Origin of the sequence: Viridibacillus soli (genome assembly GCF_016612995.1) — a bacterium.
GTDB lineage: Bacteria > Bacillota > Bacilli > Bacillales_A > Planococcaceae > Viridibacillus > Viridibacillus soli.
Genome location: NZ_JAEOAH010000053.1, coordinates 14,157 through 32,172, shown reverse-complemented (window position 1 = coordinate 32,172; position 18,016 = coordinate 14,157). Strand labels below are relative to the sequence as shown.

14 protein-coding genes are annotated in these 18,016 nt (G+C 33.7%); 4 read left to right on the top strand and 10 right to left on the bottom strand.

What is annotated here, in order from left to right:
• Window positions 1–687: 687 nt before the first annotated feature.
• From JFL43_RS20605 to JFL43_RS20570, 8 genes are all read right to left on the bottom strand, one after another.
• The gene (locus JFL43_RS20605) at window positions 688–984 is read right to left on the bottom strand and encodes a hypothetical protein (protein ID WP_200750487.1); all 297 of its coding nucleotides are present in this window, start codon (window positions 982–984) and stop codon (window positions 688–690) included.
• 517 nt (window positions 985–1,501) lie between these two features.
• On the bottom strand, window positions 1,502–2,983 hold the full coding sequence (locus tag JFL43_RS22875; protein WP_234447935.1) for an ATP-dependent helicase: 1,482 nt from the start codon (window positions 2,981–2,983) through the stop codon (window positions 1,502–1,504).
• A 760-nt stretch (window positions 2,984–3,743) separates the two neighbouring features.
• On the bottom strand, window positions 3,744–4,298 hold the full coding sequence (locus tag JFL43_RS20595; protein ID WP_200750486.1) for a UvrD-helicase domain-containing protein: 555 nt from the start codon (window positions 4,296–4,298) through the stop codon (window positions 3,744–3,746).
• Complete coding sequence (locus JFL43_RS20590; protein ID WP_200750485.1) at window positions 4,280–6,514, bottom strand: ATP-dependent nuclease; 2,235 nt, start codon at window positions 6,512–6,514, stop codon at window positions 4,280–4,282. Before JFL43_RS20590 ends, JFL43_RS20595 begins: the two co-directional genes overlap by 19 nt.
• A 1,774-nt stretch (window positions 6,515–8,288) precedes the next feature.
• Complete coding sequence (locus JFL43_RS20585; RefSeq protein WP_200750484.1) at window positions 8,289–9,827, bottom strand: hypothetical protein; 1,539 nt, start codon at window positions 9,825–9,827, stop codon at window positions 8,289–8,291.
• 208 nt (window positions 9,828–10,035) lie between these two features.
• Window positions 10,036–10,206 (bottom strand): hypothetical protein, encoded by a 171-nt coding sequence (locus tag JFL43_RS20580; RefSeq protein WP_200750483.1) that lies wholly within the window; start codon window positions 10,204–10,206, stop codon window positions 10,036–10,038.
• 66 nt (window positions 10,207–10,272) lie between these two features.
• On the bottom strand, window positions 10,273–11,082 hold the full coding sequence (locus JFL43_RS20575) for a hypothetical protein (protein WP_200750482.1): 810 nt from the start codon (window positions 11,080–11,082) through the stop codon (window positions 10,273–10,275).
• 245 nt (window positions 11,083–11,327) lie between these two features.
• Window positions 11,328–11,606 (bottom strand): hypothetical protein, encoded by a 279-nt coding sequence (locus tag JFL43_RS20570; protein WP_200750481.1) that lies wholly within the window; start codon window positions 11,604–11,606, stop codon window positions 11,328–11,330.
• Window positions 11,607–11,721: 115 nt separating this feature from the next.
• Between JFL43_RS20570 and JFL43_RS20565 the strand changes: the two genes are divergently transcribed.
• Together JFL43_RS20565 and JFL43_RS20560 are read left to right on the top strand one after the other, a co-directional pair.
• A complete protein-coding gene (locus tag JFL43_RS20565; RefSeq protein ID WP_200750480.1) occupies window positions 11,722–12,066 on the top strand; it encodes a helix-turn-helix domain-containing protein in 345 nt (114 codons plus the stop codon).
• 201 nt (window positions 12,067–12,267) lie between these two features.
• Window positions 12,268–13,785, top strand: coding sequence for a hypothetical protein (locus tag JFL43_RS20560; protein WP_200750479.1), 1,518 nt, complete (start codon window positions 12,268–12,270; stop codon window positions 13,783–13,785).
• A gap of 420 nt (window positions 13,786–14,205) precedes the next feature.
• Here the strand turns inward: JFL43_RS20560 and JFL43_RS20555 are convergent, their stop codons facing one another.
• The gene (locus JFL43_RS20555) at window positions 14,206–14,790 is read right to left on the bottom strand and encodes a hypothetical protein (protein WP_200750478.1); all 585 of its coding nucleotides are present in this window, start codon (window positions 14,788–14,790) and stop codon (window positions 14,206–14,208) included.
• Between the two features lie 156 nt (window positions 14,791–14,946).
• Between JFL43_RS20555 and JFL43_RS20550 the strand changes: the two genes are divergently transcribed.
• Window positions 14,947–15,324: a hypothetical protein gene (locus tag JFL43_RS20550; protein ID WP_200750477.1), complete on the top strand. Its 378-nt coding sequence runs from the start codon at window positions 14,947–14,949 to the stop codon at window positions 15,322–15,324.
• Window positions 15,325–15,437: 113 nt separating this feature from the next.
• Here JFL43_RS20550 and JFL43_RS20545 read toward each other — a convergent pair whose 3' ends face one another.
• Window positions 15,438–15,659: a hypothetical protein gene (locus JFL43_RS20545; protein WP_200750476.1), complete on the bottom strand. Its 222-nt coding sequence runs from the start codon at window positions 15,657–15,659 to the stop codon at window positions 15,438–15,440.
• Window positions 15,660–17,126: 1,467 nt separating this feature from the next.
• Between JFL43_RS20545 and JFL43_RS20540 the strand changes: the two genes are divergently transcribed.
• Entirely contained in the window at window positions 17,127–17,342 is a 216-nt protein-coding gene (locus JFL43_RS20540; RefSeq protein ID WP_200750475.1) for a hypothetical protein, read from the top strand.
• The last annotated feature ends 674 nt before the right edge of the window (window positions 17,343–18,016 follow it).

Below are 18,016 nucleotides of genomic sequence, written 5' to 3'. Positions count from 1 at the left end.
CTTCAATTGTTTGAAAACCCCAACAAATATTATAGAACCGATTAATATAGTTTCCCTTAACAACAAAAAAGGGTAATTCCATAAGAGTATAGCTCCTATCAAATCACCCTAACTTTGTTTAAATGTTTATTTAACGGCATTTCTGCCGCTAAATTTAAATATGGAGACGGCGGGTGTTCAGTACACTAAACAGAGAAACCTTATTACATCAACGTTTGAACGGCTTTTTCGAGGGTCAAAAACAGCTCTTACAAAGGAATTAATAAGGTTTGTTAAAAATGCTTACGGAGACATCGATTTCTTTAATAATCAAGTTCTGTAAATTTAAATATCCTTCATTTATGAATTCCAGGACTCAATCTCTTATACTACTCATGAGAGTCCCACTAACAATATCTTTTATTTATTATAGATAAAATTTTACAGGTTTGTCTATCTGATTTTATCATTCATTAAATCGTTTCATGCGTAACCAGGGTTTGGACCGTCCGTAGATGAAGCAACTTCTTCGAATGCCTTTACTAAGTATTTTACTACATTAACAAGTGAAACAAGTTCATTCTCAATATAATTGTTTTGATGTTTAGTTTAATCCAGTGTCTTTAATATCTTTTCAAAATGAACCTCTGTCTTGCATACTTCCATTACCGGCTTTTTCCACAGTCCTAATTTTCTCGATGGGTAGTATTAACTTTGTGTCGACTGATCTATTTCTTCATCATAAAGTACAATGGCAATGTAACTTGAAAACTCAGGGTTTTTTGTCACTAATATGTCAACTTCAGATTTCTCTCCTAACCTATCAAGTTCTTCTATCGAGTCCAACTTTATCGTGAATCTCGAACATTTCGCTCCATCTTTATCGTTCATTACAGTTAGAGTCGCCTCAGAACAGGGCCTTTCTTTTTCGGTCATAAATAGATGCAATTTTCCATCACTATTGTAACTGTTTATGATTGAAGACTTCGTTATTAAAAGTTCCATGACTTGTCCTCCCTTCGGCTTCCTATAAGGACGATTCTACTTCTTCCACGCCTTTAGAGACTGGTAAGATAAAAACCATTAAAGAGCCGATTACTCCATTTACTGGATAGATCCAACCTGCCAAAACGCACCCGATTATTGAACACTTACTTAAATATCAAGCTGTACAAAGCTGAGACTAATAGAGCAAATATTATACATCCAATAGCTGCAGTTTTCGATTGTTTTGCAATACATTGATCGTCTTTATACGATATTCCAATAAATGACAGATTAAAGTGAAAACACAGAATAAAAATAATATCGAAGTGATCCCTATCCAGCTTGAAATTTCTAATTTAATCTTATTCTCCCCCTACAGCTTTGCTGAATTACCGGTTTATAGTCCATCCTTTATTCCATTAATCGAACCCTTTTGCTGAAGTTAAAAATTCAACATCCCAAACACAATACTTTTCTTTCTTTTTTCTAAGTATTAAAGAAAATAGGCATGAACTTTTCACAGTATATAAATTTTTTATATCGTATGTACATTTGAAAGGCCAAACCAACTTTCCGCCTTGTCTATGATAGGTTGCGTTGGATTGCGATAGTAAACTACCAAATCTTCTTTTGCCCTTGTACAACATACATAGAACAGCTTTTCTGTACGGTTCAAAATCTTCTGATAAGATAAAGCTTTCGCGGTTGATAAGCTATCAACTATATTATCATCGAATAAATATTCGAAATTATATTTAGACCAATTTCCATTGTCTAATAAGACTAATACATTGTTATATTCTTCGCCTTTTATTTTATGTTGTGTTGAAAAAGGCGTTTTTCCATTTAAATAAGCAAATAGGTTTTGAAACTCTTTAAACTTCACTTTCTTCAATCGTTCATATACATAACTCTTTTTTTCTATAAATGAATAGAAATTATCATCTTTCCTGCATATTCTATTTTCATGAGCAAATTCAATGACTTCTTCAATCTTTTTATTCGACATATTTTGCATTTCTTCTATAATTCTTTTAATCTCTAGCTTATCATTGATAGATCGTATTTTAAATTCTGTTTTCCTTAAAAACTCATTATATTCCCCTTGTTTATACAAACTAATATTATCTTGAATCTTAAATAGATGATTTATAATTTCATCCCTTTTAGAAGTGGGTTTAGAAGGATCATCAATGTCATCCTTTTTATCGTCTAGTAACATAGCTTTATCCAAATATATTTTACTAAAGCTATTAAATGAGATGTTTTTTGCCTTCTCATATAGACTTGGGTTTTCATTAATGAATTCGGTCATCCCATTGGTCGGTAATATAGGCTTTTGTTGCACACCAGTTTTACCCTTTAATAAAGTATCAATGACATCCCCAAATGAATATCCATCAAATTCAGGCTTGTCGTCCAAGCTCTTAATGTATTTAACAATTCGATCTTTATAATCTAAAATCTTATCCCCATCGTATATTTCCATTAGCTCATTAAAACCCGCTTGCGGGGCAATTAGGTTGTGAGTTAAGTTTAATTCTTTTGTTTCCTTTGGGTTGGTAAAATCCCATTTCAACTCTTTTTTTAATAGATCAAGTTTATCTTCATTAGTTGTATAATAAAAACTTATCTTTCCTGGTTTGATACTTCCATTCTTCATGTTAGGAGCTTTCAAATCGTCTGATGGTTCTTGAACTATACCGTCAGTCCTTAACTTATTAGCCAAATCAATAATTAATTTTGGGTTTCGTCTATTTTGTTTCTTTTGAACTTCTTTTATCTTTCCTTCAGAAATATAACCCTGAAGATCACCAATCCCACTATCATAGATAGATTGCATAGCATCGCCAAAGAAACCTACTATATTTTGTCTTCCGCCTTGTTTAAGGTGATTTAAAAAAATCTCAACTACAACTTTGTCGGATATGGATAGGTAAGCCTTTGAAATTATCTCCAGCTTTTCCCCCCATTCACACCGTACGTGAGAGTTTCCCCTCATACGGCGTTCCATCATTTACGAATCTTTAAACTAATATTTCATTTCCAGCCATTCTTTTGATGTATCAGTGAACACTTTCACCACACTTACTCTTTTATGGTGTTGGTTTTACTTTTAGTCGCACAAGAATCTGATATTATAAAACATTACTTTATTTATTCATAAATTGACTAATGGCTATCCCTCCACCGCTTATTATCACGGCTTCAACGGTACTGTGCCATCACTTTCACTGACTTAAAATAAGGTTATACAAATTGTTTTCCCTTATACCTCTTCATCGAGTGCAATCTCTCCAAGTAGCCAGCTTACCACGTTCCAAAAAATCATATCTGTACATATAATACCTTTAGGTCATTCCTCTAACCCTGTTAGCTTGATAGCGCCTGTAACACTATAAGGTGTTTCATAAAGACAAATCTTACTCCACCTCACTAACCCAACAATAAGTTGGTGTACCCTTTCGAATACTTATACCTCTAGAGCCGTACATTCGGAATTTCGTCAGTAAGAAGTTTTCTTTCCTACATTCTAACCATGAGTATTTTTTATAGAACCCCAGTCTATCTACCACACAAAGTGCCTCCACTCCGCTTTCCTGTAATTAGGGTGGTATTCAACTGACTTCACCGAGCTTATAACACCATCACGATTGTACGCGATAATGCTATTCGGAGGATTAGGTCGAGCCTTTCAGAGCGTTACCTCATCATTCGACTCATCTGATTTCTTAGTTCTCTTAGCGAAAATTTCTACTAATGGCTAGTCTTTTCAACTAGCAACGTGTCACACTATCCTGATATTCGTCTATGAGAATAAGTTTAAACTTATCTTGCACTATTCTACAAAGTTTCGGATATTTTTCAAACATTATATTTGCCAAGATTAAAATTTCATCATGTGAAATTATACCTTCTTTAATTAGCACATACTCTTTATACTGAATAGTCTTACCGGTAAAAAAATCGGAGTCTACATGCTCTGAAAGTATTAATCCTTTATGGGTTTTCTCATTGATTAATTCGGTTAAAACCTTTTTTAATTCTATTTGAAACGACTTTATATTATCCCATAAAAACTTATGAATAGTACTTACAATTAAATTCGCATGTTGAATACGTCCTTCGATTTCATTAACTGCAGCGTTGGTATAAGTAATACAAGCTATCCTATCAGTAGGATTTTCTAATAAGCTTTGATTTATTATCTCGACAAGTGAGAAGGTTTTACCACTTCCTGCACCTCCACTTAATAGGAAATCAGATCCATTATCTTTATGTTTAAATATTTGTTGTACTTCGTCTTCCAAACCTAATCTTCTTTCAACCATTGCAACCCCTCCTTAATATATTTCGGGATTTCCCAATTAGAATATTCATGGGATAATGTTCTTTCTTGTTTAGTCTTTATGTAGCATATATCGATTTCTTCTGTTTTACTATTTAATAATATCTCCATTGCAAACGCAGGCTTTTTTCCAACGCCCTCTGCCATTTCATATGAATCTATTTCATCTTTTGCGAATGCTTTCATCTTTTTTTGCGTCAGACTAGGAAAATTCAAACTTCCTGTAAATACCTTTTCCTCATTAAACGTGTGCTTCTTAATGAACTCCTTATTAATATGAAAAAAACTGTCCTCGAAACTACGTGCATGGTAAAGGTTATTTTCTTTATTTTTTTCTGCGGACTGATACTGCAAGAGAACATGTCCTTTTTCATTTATCTCCCATACGTTTTCAACACTGTTTTTGATTAATGTTCTTTCAATAAGAGGTAATTTTGTTAAGGAATCAAATCCTATATCTTCGCCTAGAAAGTATTTTAAAGAATAATTGCTTGATTCAGTTCCATCAGAAACACGGCAGGCCATTTCTTTTGTTTTTTCTGTTCCATCTGAATTAAGTTTTTTGTTATCGTCTTTGTCTAAATCGAAAACGATCTTATAAGAATCTATATCAGTAATGATAAGTGATTTTATTCCTACAAAATCAATGAATTCTTCGAATATGTGCGAGTAAGCTCCGACTTCTATTATTGAAATATTTTGAGACAATAGGGGAAGTGAAGTAGCTCTACCATTTAACTCGTCTTCGAAATCTATTTTTTTCATCATTGCAGGAAGGAGAATTCTCTCTGTATCTCCCTCAATAAATATGACTTTATCAGCAAAAAAGAGATCAGATCTATGTAATGTTAAATACTGTTTCAAAAACTTATAGTTGTTTTTCTGTTCACAGTATATTGCCTCTAAATCTTTAAGGCTTTTCGAATTTACTTCATTATCTTCTTTTCTGAAATACTTTATATCTTCAAAATCACTCTCCGCAACTATATGTGCGGAATGGGTAGATATAAGCGTTTGAAGTTTTCGACCCTCGCCATTTCTAACTGATATACCTTCACCTAATAATGATTTTATGTTTTTAATGAATATCCTTTGCATCTGAGGGTGTGTATGAACTTCTGGTTCCTCGATAAATAAAAGGTTTATATCAGCCGGATTTGAATCTTTACTTTTTTGAAACTCATGAAGAATAATCTTTATCTCGAAAATCATACTAATCAAGTTCATATAACCTAATCCATTATAGTTTTCGGGCAATTCGACACCTGAATCGCCTGATCCATAAACTACTGTAGTATTATCTTCTAATAACTCTTTGTGCTGGAGAGTAGAAGTAATTCTAATTGAAGATTGGTCTTGATTTGTCCCTCCGAACTTTCTTACATCTTCAATAATCTCATTAAATATCTCTCCATATATCCCTTCAAGCTTCTTATCAGTTTCAGTTAAAGCCTCTTTAAACTTATCAATTACAGTTCTATTAATATCTTCATCTTCCATTCTTTTATAGATCTTAGCTGATTGAGTGGAAAGGCTTCTTTCTTTATCTTTATTTGAAACATTCCTTCGGGCATTAATCCATTTAAAGTTAACGATATTCCCTATATTTATCTTTTCTTTTAATAAATCTGTATAAACGCTATCATTTTCTGTCTCAATTTCATTATCATAAAGAATACTTTTCTTTAGTATTGTAAAATAGCTTCGGAAGTTATTTTTAATAAATGATAAAATATCTTCTGGTTGATTAGATTCAGCTTCTCTTTGATTATTCATTGCATTATAATCATTTTTCAGATTTAAAAATTCACCTTCTAGAAGTCTATATTCAAATCCTAGTACAATTACTTTGTTTTCCGGATCCAAATCCATAATGACTTTGTCTCCTATGTTAGATAAATCATCACTCTCGTCATATTCAATAAATAACTTTAGAGAAATCCCTAAAAAAGGAAAAGGTTCATCCGATGCATTGGGAGAATCTTCTAATTCTAAATACGATTTCAATTCATCTCTAAAACTGCTATTAAAATCATCAAAAGAAAATGGACTATCATTAAGAAACTTATCTAATATAATCAATAAAGAAGTTTTACCACAATTGTTTTTCCCTAATATTAAGCTTAAATCTTCTTCTAATTGTATTGATGTGTTTTTTAATAGTCGGAAATTTTTAACCTTTATTTCTGATATCCGCATTTTCTACATCTCCTACATAAATTAATTTAAATGATTGGCATTTTTATAATTTAGGTGATTCTAATTTTTCAAGGAAGTACTTTCCACTTTTTCCGCGATCGAATGACTCTTTCATTTAATAACTGAATAATCAGTATCCTATTTCAGTGTAACATATTCCCAGTTTCTTAGTATTAGAATGTGAATGTGTATCGTTTGATTTTTTCTGATGCTTTCAAATAATTTGATAAGATTTCAACCACTTCAACCTTGAGTTAGCTTACAAAATAACCGTATCAACCTCTTAGTAGTGTTTAATAAGACTGTAAGGCCCCGAACCAAAAGCAAATGAATTGATACACAGGTTTTTCTATTGGATGTCAGAGAGCTGTCTATAGAAAGCAAATTTCCCATTTCAAGGTTTGCCCCATAATTTATTTAGTCTATCTTTTATGTACATTTCCCTGCCGAACTCATCATATGATATGTAACAATTTCAGCCAAACTATCATGACATCGGCACCAATATTAGCGAAAGTGTAACAGTTCTCCACCAAACTACCATGGGATGTGTACCAAAATGCATTTGCTTATTTAGATTTCCAAGCAGACTTTTTCATTTCGTTGCATCACATGCCAGCCTCCCACCGCTACACGTAACGTTTCTCCCATACCTACAACCCTTTAATATAAATGCGCTTATAAGCACGTACAGAAACGCCCGTTAACCATGTACACTTTGATACCCTTTACATATCATAGCTTTACATGGTGAGACAAGCATCATTGATTACAGCCACGCGCATATACCACCCCTGCCGCCTTTCCTACGAGCGATTGCCACAGATTGTACCATGGATGTCCCATTACACTGGGAAGCACGGTAACTAGGCGGAAAGCGGTTTTAAATAGTTATGGTCACAAGGCGGCATGATACTGGTTTGCCTCTTCCGTACTACCATGCCCCATCACTCGGTGTAAAGTTGTGACTTTATGAATCAGTAGCCTTCCCCAGTCATTATGTATCTTATATTCTCATCTGTCATGAAGTCAGTAATTAATGAAAGGGGGATTACAAAACTATCTCTCATTCGATGGTTAAAAAAACATGTCAGGATTGTACATTTCATTGGCTGTAATCATTCACAGGAAAATCACTTTTTTATAATTGGTTGTGTTGACTTTATTCTTCCAAAGTGATCTCGGTTACACAGGTTCTTTAATTTAATTTTAATATTTTTTATTTTAAAGCTCATTCGGCATGTATATATCAAATCTAATATCAAAATGTATATATCAAATCTAATATCAAATTAAATAACACACTTAATAACATACCCAATAACAAATTCTATTAGCGGTTTTCTGTCATTGTGTAATTCCGCCCTTGAACCCTTGATATGTAAGGAACCGGGGTTGGATTGCTTAAATATTTCTTATGGACAAATGCATGCGATAACTCTTCATCAACTTCACTAGGCTGGCTGCGTAATACAATACGGGAATTATAGAATCTCATAAGTATCATTAGGTCTGTTATAACAGGAAATAATAAGCAAAAAATGTAAATGCTAGACAAAAAAATAACCCGAAACTAATTGCCACGGGTTATTGTAATAATACTCGTAAACTTGTTATTCGATAGATTATCTATAGACATGCCAAATAAGCCGCATGCGCATATTTTTCAAAAAAATTATGCATCTACGACTTGCGATAGTAAAATACTGGGTTTTGATTCGGAGATTTATAGATTAATAAATTTATATAGCTGTAGCTATATAAGTAAACTCATTTAAAAATCAAAAGTAAGGTCTTCTTCAGTTATATTCATTTCTTTAAATTTCTGCATATAATCTAATCTAAAACGCTCTCCTAGGCTCATTTTTTTTACGGGAAGATTTTCATTGTCTTTTTGAATGTTTGAATCAATTGTAAATTTAGTTCGACTTGGGAAAAATACGACCTTCTCTTTTAACTGCTGCACCGCTTGTTGTAGCACTTCTTTTCTAGCCAGGATACCTTCACTCGCCCATTGGCGTATTACTGTTTGCTGATACGACGGTGTAATTTGTTTAGAAGCTGTTAAGTCGAATTGACTGTAAATATGTGATATATGTTCATTTAGTAATAACCAGTGGTTTTCAACGATATTTTGTTGTGGTACTGATTGAACTAATGATGATAAATCGACACCAATTTGCTCCAATTTCTCCTCTAGCATCACTTTATGATCATCCGATGAAATTTCAATAAAATAGCTTACCAATTCCGCTAAATTATCTTCATTATTGAAGTATTCCTCCACCGAAGTAAGTGTCTCCTGCCCTTTATTTAATACATTTGAAATGATTTGTTCAATGTTTTTAATCAAATAAAAATCAACCATTGTATTCACTGCTTTAGTTCCAGTTTCACTTGAAAATAAATCGTGGTACAACACGTTTTCTTGTTCTGCTGCTAAGTAAGAAATCAAGGATTCACGATACAATGCCACACCTACTGTTCCAAATAAATCAAACAGCTTATTTTGGACGTCAATAAATAAAGGTATTGTTTCGGCACGCATAACTTGGTGATAAACATGGTACTTTTCCGCAAAGTAATGGAATTCAGCTTTACTGGATTCATTTGGAATAACAGAAGCTAATAATCGGTCATGTATTTTCAAACCAATGATATGCTCTCTTGTTTTTGACATTCTCTTCTTACGTTTTTCAGTGTCAAACCCGCAGTAGCTATGAAATTGCTCCTTAAAGTCCGCTGAGGTATTATCAAATGCCTTCCCATTGATATACACGACTAATAAGCCCTTATTAACCAAGTCAAAAAGGATTTCAGATAGTTCTTGATATGATTCGATGTAATTCACACCGCTGTAATATTTGTTGCTATAAAGAGCCTCTACCGATACAGATTTAATTGTACCCATAGAAGTAAATGAAGCTGCATAAAGGAAAAAGCGTTTCTTTGATTTATTTAAAGACAATACCTCGGCAGAAGTTAGTCCTTTAATGTTGCGTACATAACTTGGATCTGTTTTTTCGCCATTAGATAATACATGAAAATGAGAATAAAAGAAGCCTTCTTTTATAGATAAAAGGTCCAATTGTACAAGTTCATTTACTACACGAATAAAGGTTTTATTCTGCATACATAATTGCCTGCGAATTTCATCGTTTTCAAAGTATATCCGGCCGTCTTTTGCTATGAACTGAGCTGTAATTAACATAAAATCCATCGCTGAACTTGATACACCAAGTGTACCGTTCCCAATCTTAAATATTAGTTGTCTATCTAATTTCGCCGTTTTTGCATTATATTTGTTTACCATTTAATATTCTCCTCAAATAAAAAACCCCAAATAGACCATGCGCAAAATGCATGGATCTATTTGGGGTTTTCCCTTTTTATTGTTATTTAATTATGGTCGTTATTAATAATGTTAGTATATCTAAATAGCATCGCATAAGCAACAATAACTGCTTGTTCTTTCACTTTGAACATGGTCATTCCGAATACGAAAATCATGTATTTCGCACTTAAGGTACGTATTCATTTGCAGCATAAACAAATAGGCTTTCTTCCGTTCCCATTTCCTCTTGATAACGGATTTTTGCAACTGCAAATGCCTCATCCAATGATAGTGCATCGATAGTATCCTTTAAATGATCTTTTTCCTCTTGTCTAAGAACAACATAATATTGCTTCATAACTAATCCTCCAATTTTTTGCTGTTATTATAATGCTACGTCTATAAAAGTCGCCCTTATCTCTAACTAGTGACCGATTACCAGGATCCGCTTCTTTTCTTCTAGTAATTTTCTGAATTCAAACGACTCAATAGAAATACGTTTTTCAATTTCACTAATGTTTGATTGCGATAAGCTGACTTCATCTTTCAGTATTCTAAGTTGTTGCGATGATTCTGTATTTAAATTAGATATCTCCTGTTCATTCGACCGCATTAACCATTTTTTATTTGATTGTTTAACAACATCACTTACTTTTTCCGTGATTTCTATTTCTAATAAATTCAAATTAAATTTCTGATCAAGTATCAAGAAGTCCTTATACATTTCAATTACTTTAATTTGTAATTCATTAATCAGCGTTTGTTTCTCTAGTATTTGGATGTCTAAATCGTTAATGGTTTGATTATGTGCATTGGCAACCTCTTTTTGGATAGCAATAATTTTAGCTATTTCCTTTTCTTCTTCATAAACTTCCAGCGATTTCCCCATTAAAATAAATTCAATGTCACCTGTATTACGTCCAGGTATATTAAGTATTGTTACAACTAGATACATACGATAAATATTCAAATAATCAAATCTGTAATTGCGGCCCGCTCTCAATTCACCTAAATAGTCTATTTCTCTCATCATTTTCATTTGATAGCGCAAGTTGCTATCTTTCATTTCAAACATTTCGGCTACTTCCATTGTTGAATATACTCGTTCAAGGCTTAGTTGATACAAAAACGCTGGAAAAAGTTGATCATCTTCTAATCCCCATTTCTGCAGATAAATATAAAGCAAATCTTTTTCAAAATGCTGCTTTAATTTATCTATGATGAAGATTGACATCGATAATTCCCCTCCCATCTTCTATGCTATTTATTTACTACTTTCTCGCAAAGTGGCTAATATCAAGTTATATTTGAGCATTCCGTAAAGTCGTTAAGCAGCCTATGATTCAAACTGCTTAACGTTTCTGTACTAGATTTTTCGAACAACAAATTTCATACTACGGACTGTTTAGCATCAATCAATTCTGCCAAAACAAATCTATTGATTGTTAATAGATCACTATACATTTTGCCCGACATCTATCATTGTTGATTCAGCTTTAGGCCATCCAAGAATGCAGTTAAATACACTTGCTTCAGAAAATCATGTTGATATGTAAATACTAAATCTTGCATCTTTTCTACAATTTCATCTTTAACTTTTTCATCTTCTAGTACCGCATTGGACTGAATTAGCAATTTACCGATACTCTGCGATAAGTCAGAAACCTCAAACTGTAAACCGATTTCATACAATACACTGTCTACCCTTTGATTCAAAAATTGTTGCATCGCCGTATTAAAATTATTAATAGTAACCATCGCCTTCCATACAATTATTGATAATTCTCGTTAATAGTATAAAACATAAAATATTGATTGTAAAACGGAATAATTGTACGCTTATATTAATAAATTTATTGGAGTTGATAGGACGATGAATCCAGTTTCAATTGGACGTACATTACGTCATTTACGCAAACAAAGTAATTTAAGTATGCAAGAGCTAGGCGATAAGGTCGCACTATCACAAGCCTCGATTTCAAGACTAGAAAGCGGCGTAACTGATATTAATTTCGCTCAGCTTTCGAACGTTTGCGATGTTTTCGAACTTTCTTTGACGGACTTTTTCGCTATGGTCGAACAACAAATGGACTTAAAATTAGATGTTTCTCCTATAGAAGTAAAAACAATCGATGAAAAGCTAGTTGATATTATTCAACAGTTGTCCGATGAACAAAAAAAGGGCCTATATGTTTTACTGCAACCGTATGTAAAATAAAAAGATCGCTGCTTAAAATTTAAGTAGCGATCTTTTCATTTTTACAGATACTAAGAATATACCTTTTCAGCGGATATAATAATTTGAGGAAAATAATTATCTCTCAGGCACACTATCAAAGCCCATTTAAACCGGCTGAAGATGGTGTGCCTTAAGTTGCTTACAAAAATATTAACTTTTAATAAAATGGAGGAAAACAGTATGACTACAAAAGAATTCAAAGTACACTTCATCTACAACAGCAAAGGAAATCGCGTTGAATTAGGATATCCGGAAATTCAAACATTATTGTTTTTAAATGAGCATGCCTTTTTATCACAACCGCAACTATTTGAATTTTATTCATTCGTTCAAACGATAAATCAAGCATCATTCCGTAAAAAAACTAGCAAATGGCTGGAGGCAGGATTAATAAAAAAGAAAACTGAACCGCTTCAAAACGGGCATTCTGTAGTAATTATTTCACTAGCTGGTGCTGGTTTAACTGTACTAAAAAAACTTGGCTATATTCATGAAAATTCTCGGACAAAAACACCTGGGTCGAGCAATATCGATCACTCTCTAGCAATTCGTCAAATCGCACTCGATGTAATATATAATCATCGAATTCGTACAAATGCACAGATATATTTAGTAAAAGGATTATATGTTATCGGGATTCAGCCTAATTTGTTTTTCAATACTTTAACGGAACCAGTTTTAATCTACAAATCAAAGCATCTTGGAGAAGATTATCTTAGTCATTTCATAAAATATGATAATCCTATCACAGATTATAAAAGTACCTTATTAACATCAATCAATCCTTATAGGGATAAGGATGAGCATACGGAAGTCGTAGCAGATTGGTTATTTAAAGTAGAAGGGCAATATCTACATGTTGAGGTTGACTGTGGAAATGAACAAATTAGAAAATCCAAAAATGCATACGATACATCTTTTGAGGGGAAACTTTCACGTTTGCAGCCACAAATTGAAAAGAAAGAAATTGCTGCATCAAATTATCATGTCTTATTTGTAATGGTGGACAACCGAGATGGTGTTGCTTTAACACTACGACAACCTACTAGAGTTACCCGTATCGCTAACGTAAAGCAAGAAATAGCACGGTTTACAAATTATAATGAATGGGACTATGAAATTAATATTATTCGTTTCAGCAGAGCTAAAGAATTTTTATGGAATTATCTCAGAAAAATTACTGAACCAGCAAATGATGAACATCATGAAATTACCCAACTAATTGATGTGTTTATGCAGAAAAAAGAATTACATTTTGAGGATTGGGAGTTTAATTTCATAACAAAAGAAAAGATAATTCAAAATGGTACTTTCCCAAGAGACGGATATATACCGGAAAAAACACTTTTATATTTACATCCGATACATTCGTCAATTCAATTAATCCTCCCCTTCTTCATGGAAGAAGGTAATGTGAAAAAGGCTGAGCAACTAGCAGCCTTAGCAGATGCCATTAATAGTGGCCAATACGGAAATCGCCTTACAAAGATTTTAGTGATTTACCCAAATGAATCAGAGCTATTCCATGACATCCCCCGTAAACACCAAAGACAGTCAAACGATAGATCTGCAATGGATACATCTAAAATGATATTTATCTCTAAAGAAAATTTCATTAGTAATATTGATGCACCTGAATTTTTCGACGAAAGTAAAGGCTGCCTTCCATATGATTGTATTTTTCAATTAGCAGTCTGAGACGATTCCATTGCGAATCGTCTTTTTTATTTAAGCGTATTGAAACAGGATTCTGGAAGGCTTTTAATAGCACGCTGAAAACCGATGTAAAACACAGATATGGATGACCGAGGAGGTACAGACGGGGTACACACTCTATGGGTATCCAATAAAATGCCGGCAACCTTTGCAAGAGCTGGATTTCTAGCACCCTTCCAAACACCAAAAATATCGCCACTATTACATCTATACTAATCCCTAATTAGTGTTTAGTGTATATAAGACCGCGTGTCACGCTTCATATGCCGTTTCCTTGCTTCGCAAGCCATAACCAATGTGTCAGCCTAGCACACTATATTCTTCTACATGTGGCCCCTTCAGTGGTTGCCAAATCAAAAAAACATCCGCCTTACATTAACTGCAAGGCGGATGATCTACATTCTACAACCGATAGTACTCTAACCCTTTTTTGATTAGCGTATTTAACAAGCTACTCATCTTAATCGATTTATTTTTGCTAAACAATTTCAATTCTTCGTAAAGCCCTTCTTCGAACAATACCGATTTTTTATCAGTGGCATTCTTTACCTTTAGACTATTTCTATACAATTCATAATCTACATCAATTAAAGTCTCATTTACATGGCTTGTACGACTATCACTTTTCAGTTCTTTAATCGATTCAATATATTCTTTGTCGTACGGCCTCACAAAAATTTTCGAATATACATTCCGTCCTAGTGATTCATTTTGATTTCCACCAAAATATTCCCATTGCCCTTCATTATTTAATCCAACTGCTGAATTTGCTAATTTCGCTTCTAATATATCCGTACGTATTTGCAACTTTTGTTTAACACTTTCAATCGTTTCATTAGCATTTAGTAATGCCATCACTTCTTTTATAGTCACGAACTTCTTTTTCGAATTCCCTTCAGCCACCTCTTCTTGAACACTCCCCTGTCCCTGCATCATCTCTGATTGATCTAGTAACTTTTCCTGATTTAAATGCACACTTTCCTGCATTACAATCCTCTCCTTTGCATAATTTAAACATTCTAACTTCTGCCTCTCCCTATTCTTAGGGGTTGCCAGAAAAAACTTTTGAAAGATTTTTATTTTGCTATTCGAAAATCATTCTTAGTCGGATAGTATATTTAAAATCTCAAGGAGATGGTAATTATGAATTACAAATCATCGAAAGTAAAAGGTCATCCAATACTCTTGAATCATCAGCAATTCATTTACTTTGACAGTGAGCAAGAACTAAAAACTTCAGTCGATTCATGGCCCGCCTTACAAAGGTTTTCAAGAGGGGAATTTTTAAGTTCTAATGCCCGTAAATTGTTTAGTATTATGCGAGATATAGCCCTGGAGGAAGGGATAAATACGATTTCACGAAATAGCATCTCCAAAAAATCACAAGGAATTGCGAAAAAATCTGCTCATTTAACTGAGCTTTTGAATTTTCTATATAATAAGGGGTACTTAAGTTTTCAAAGAGGCGGAGTATATGGCCACAAAAAGTTTATAACACTTAACCCATGTTTTTTCACATAAAAAAGACACTAGCTATTACAAAAGCAAAAAAATCATCAGATTGTAAAAGGGACTAAAAAAACCGTATGAATGCAAGTTTTTTCTTTACTTGCTTTCATACGGTTTTATTTATTTTATCGGATGCTTGAACAGTTTGTAGGGTTATCATCATCAGAGACTATTTCAATCCCCATTTCCCGCATTTCCCTTATATTCTCCATACGCAGCGCTTCATTTGCCACAATACGTTTTTTAAAGATAATCGGAACCATCGCTTCAAGCGCTTTAATCAACAATTTACACACAGCAACCAATACTATTAATACCAGCAACATAAACAGTACTAATTCCATCATTTCCTCCGCCGCCTTTCTTTTATTTCTAAATTATTATTTGACTCCAAACAGCTTTCTTTATAAAAGAGAGCTGACATCTTTTAACCGCACATTCAGAAATAACTCGTTCATGAATCTTCCCGTTCTATCCATTTTATCACAAATTTCAAGAGGGATATCTTAAACCCCATTTCGGAACTCACTTCTTCCGATTAATAATCAAAGCAGTACCTCTTTAGTAAATCTCGATTATCAGCTTTTTCCGTAGTTACTACATATAGTGACTATGAGCTGGCACTAATACTTTAGTTTCTCCTTTTTCATAGCAATTTCAATCAAGCAACCTCCGTTTTTTCCCCAGTGTTATCGGCTTTCTCCGTAGTGACTACATATAGTAACTATATATAGTCACTATGAATAGGCACTAATACTCTAATTGCCTCATTTCCATAGCAATTTCAATCAAGCAATCACCATTTTTTCCCGGTGTAATCAGCTTTCTTCGTAGTTACTACATATAGTGACTATTAGTAGTGACTACATGTGGGGCAAACCTTTCAATTAGACTCATACAATTTGCCGTTCTTTCCCTAATGATTGCCGCCCAAGCCATTAATATAAACGCCATAATTATCCCTCACCAGGTATCAAATAGGAAACATCTGTATAGTCGGATTCCAGTGTAATTCTTTTAAGTAAAGACGGATCCCCTCAACATTCCAATAAACTTATACGGTACATTAAGTTTTTAAAATATGGATTCCAATTATGCCCTATTTCATTTTTTTGCACGGAACTATATTGCAAATTGCCTTTCCATAAGTATAGTAGCCATATACATAATACTTTTGAAAAATCTCATTTTTTTCTAACCCGTTTAACCACCGTTCATATACTTAAGTGGGTACGTTTAAATATACCCACTTAAGTGTATGAACGACTCCATACCCCTAACATCATTTGAAGCCTTGGTACGTCTACATTTTACAGGTTGAATTTTGGCGTTAAAATCCTATAAGTTATATTGTAAAAACCAAAATAACCCCAATAGTTTGCCTGCAACTCATGTTCGTTTTCAAGGGTCCATTTTAATAACTTCGGCTCACAACCTTTCCTTTTTTTAGTTTCAAATATTAAAGATTTGAGGGTATTTCAATCCGGAATATCTCCATTGTCAGCTTCATAAAAATAAGCCACATTAAATAAACATCCAAAACTATAATTTCATCTCATCAGTAGCATACAGTGTTTCTTTTATAAATTTCACCTTGGAGAACTGTTGAAAGGTTACTTATAGATCCTACCACAACTACGGAAGAGAGCCTTGCCAGGGCAAATTAGCGCTCGTAGCTAACTTCTTATCCTAAAGGACTCATGCACGCTGAGGCCCCTGTAAAGCAATTATCAGTCGCGTTCTGCTATAAGGCTTTTTTAATTTAGCGCGGTTAGTACGAATCTACTTGAATTGGTACATTTAGCGGCATTCCTTTGGGTGATAAGAAAGTTATGCAAGATGCTATCTCATTAGCAGTTATCTTCTCCGCAAAAGGTGATCTGGAACCCCGCGCCCGAGCAGCTGGGCCATTCTATCCGCAATACTCAAATAAAATGATTGGATTAGCACAAAATACAAATAGCAATACTCTTTCTAAACAAAAAATCTATAATAAACAAAATCCAAGTTTTCCACTGTTGCACACTTAAATAACGTACTATATTATTTAAGCCAACTCGGCTATATCTATTTAACTCGTGGCGGCGTCCATGGAGGTAACAATTGATCTTGGGCAATCCGAAGTCACTCTCAATTTTTTTGAAACTAGCTTTTTATAAACTCCTTCAAAATGCAAAACAAAAACAGCAATACTGCTATCTGGATTAATGAACCCAAATAGCAGTGTTGCCGCCTTTAGTAAAATCCTAATCTTCTATTATTATTTTTCAAAATTAAATACCTAGATTTGCCCATAATGGATTGCCACACTAATCTTCATTGGTAAAAGCTTATTTAACGAACGAAGATAATCAATTAACAGTGTGACGGCCCCTTGTGGCATTTCCACGCCATGTCCTATTTTATAATCCTCCGCCGCCAACCAAACTTTCGCAATAGCCCTCTCCGCGCCTTGAAATGGTGTAGGGTTTCTGTCACGACAATCATACTAGCAACTAAATTTCGACCAATAACAAAACGGCGATTACAATCCATTCACTTCTCCTCAATACCCGTTATTTACCCGGCATTTCCAACTTTTGAATTTTGATAAAAAAAACTTGATTCACCATAATGGGAATACACTTCGCCTTTCATCACCCGCGCAACTGCTGAATACGTTTCAGGCCCTAATTTAACTATATCCACATTATGAAACAACTAA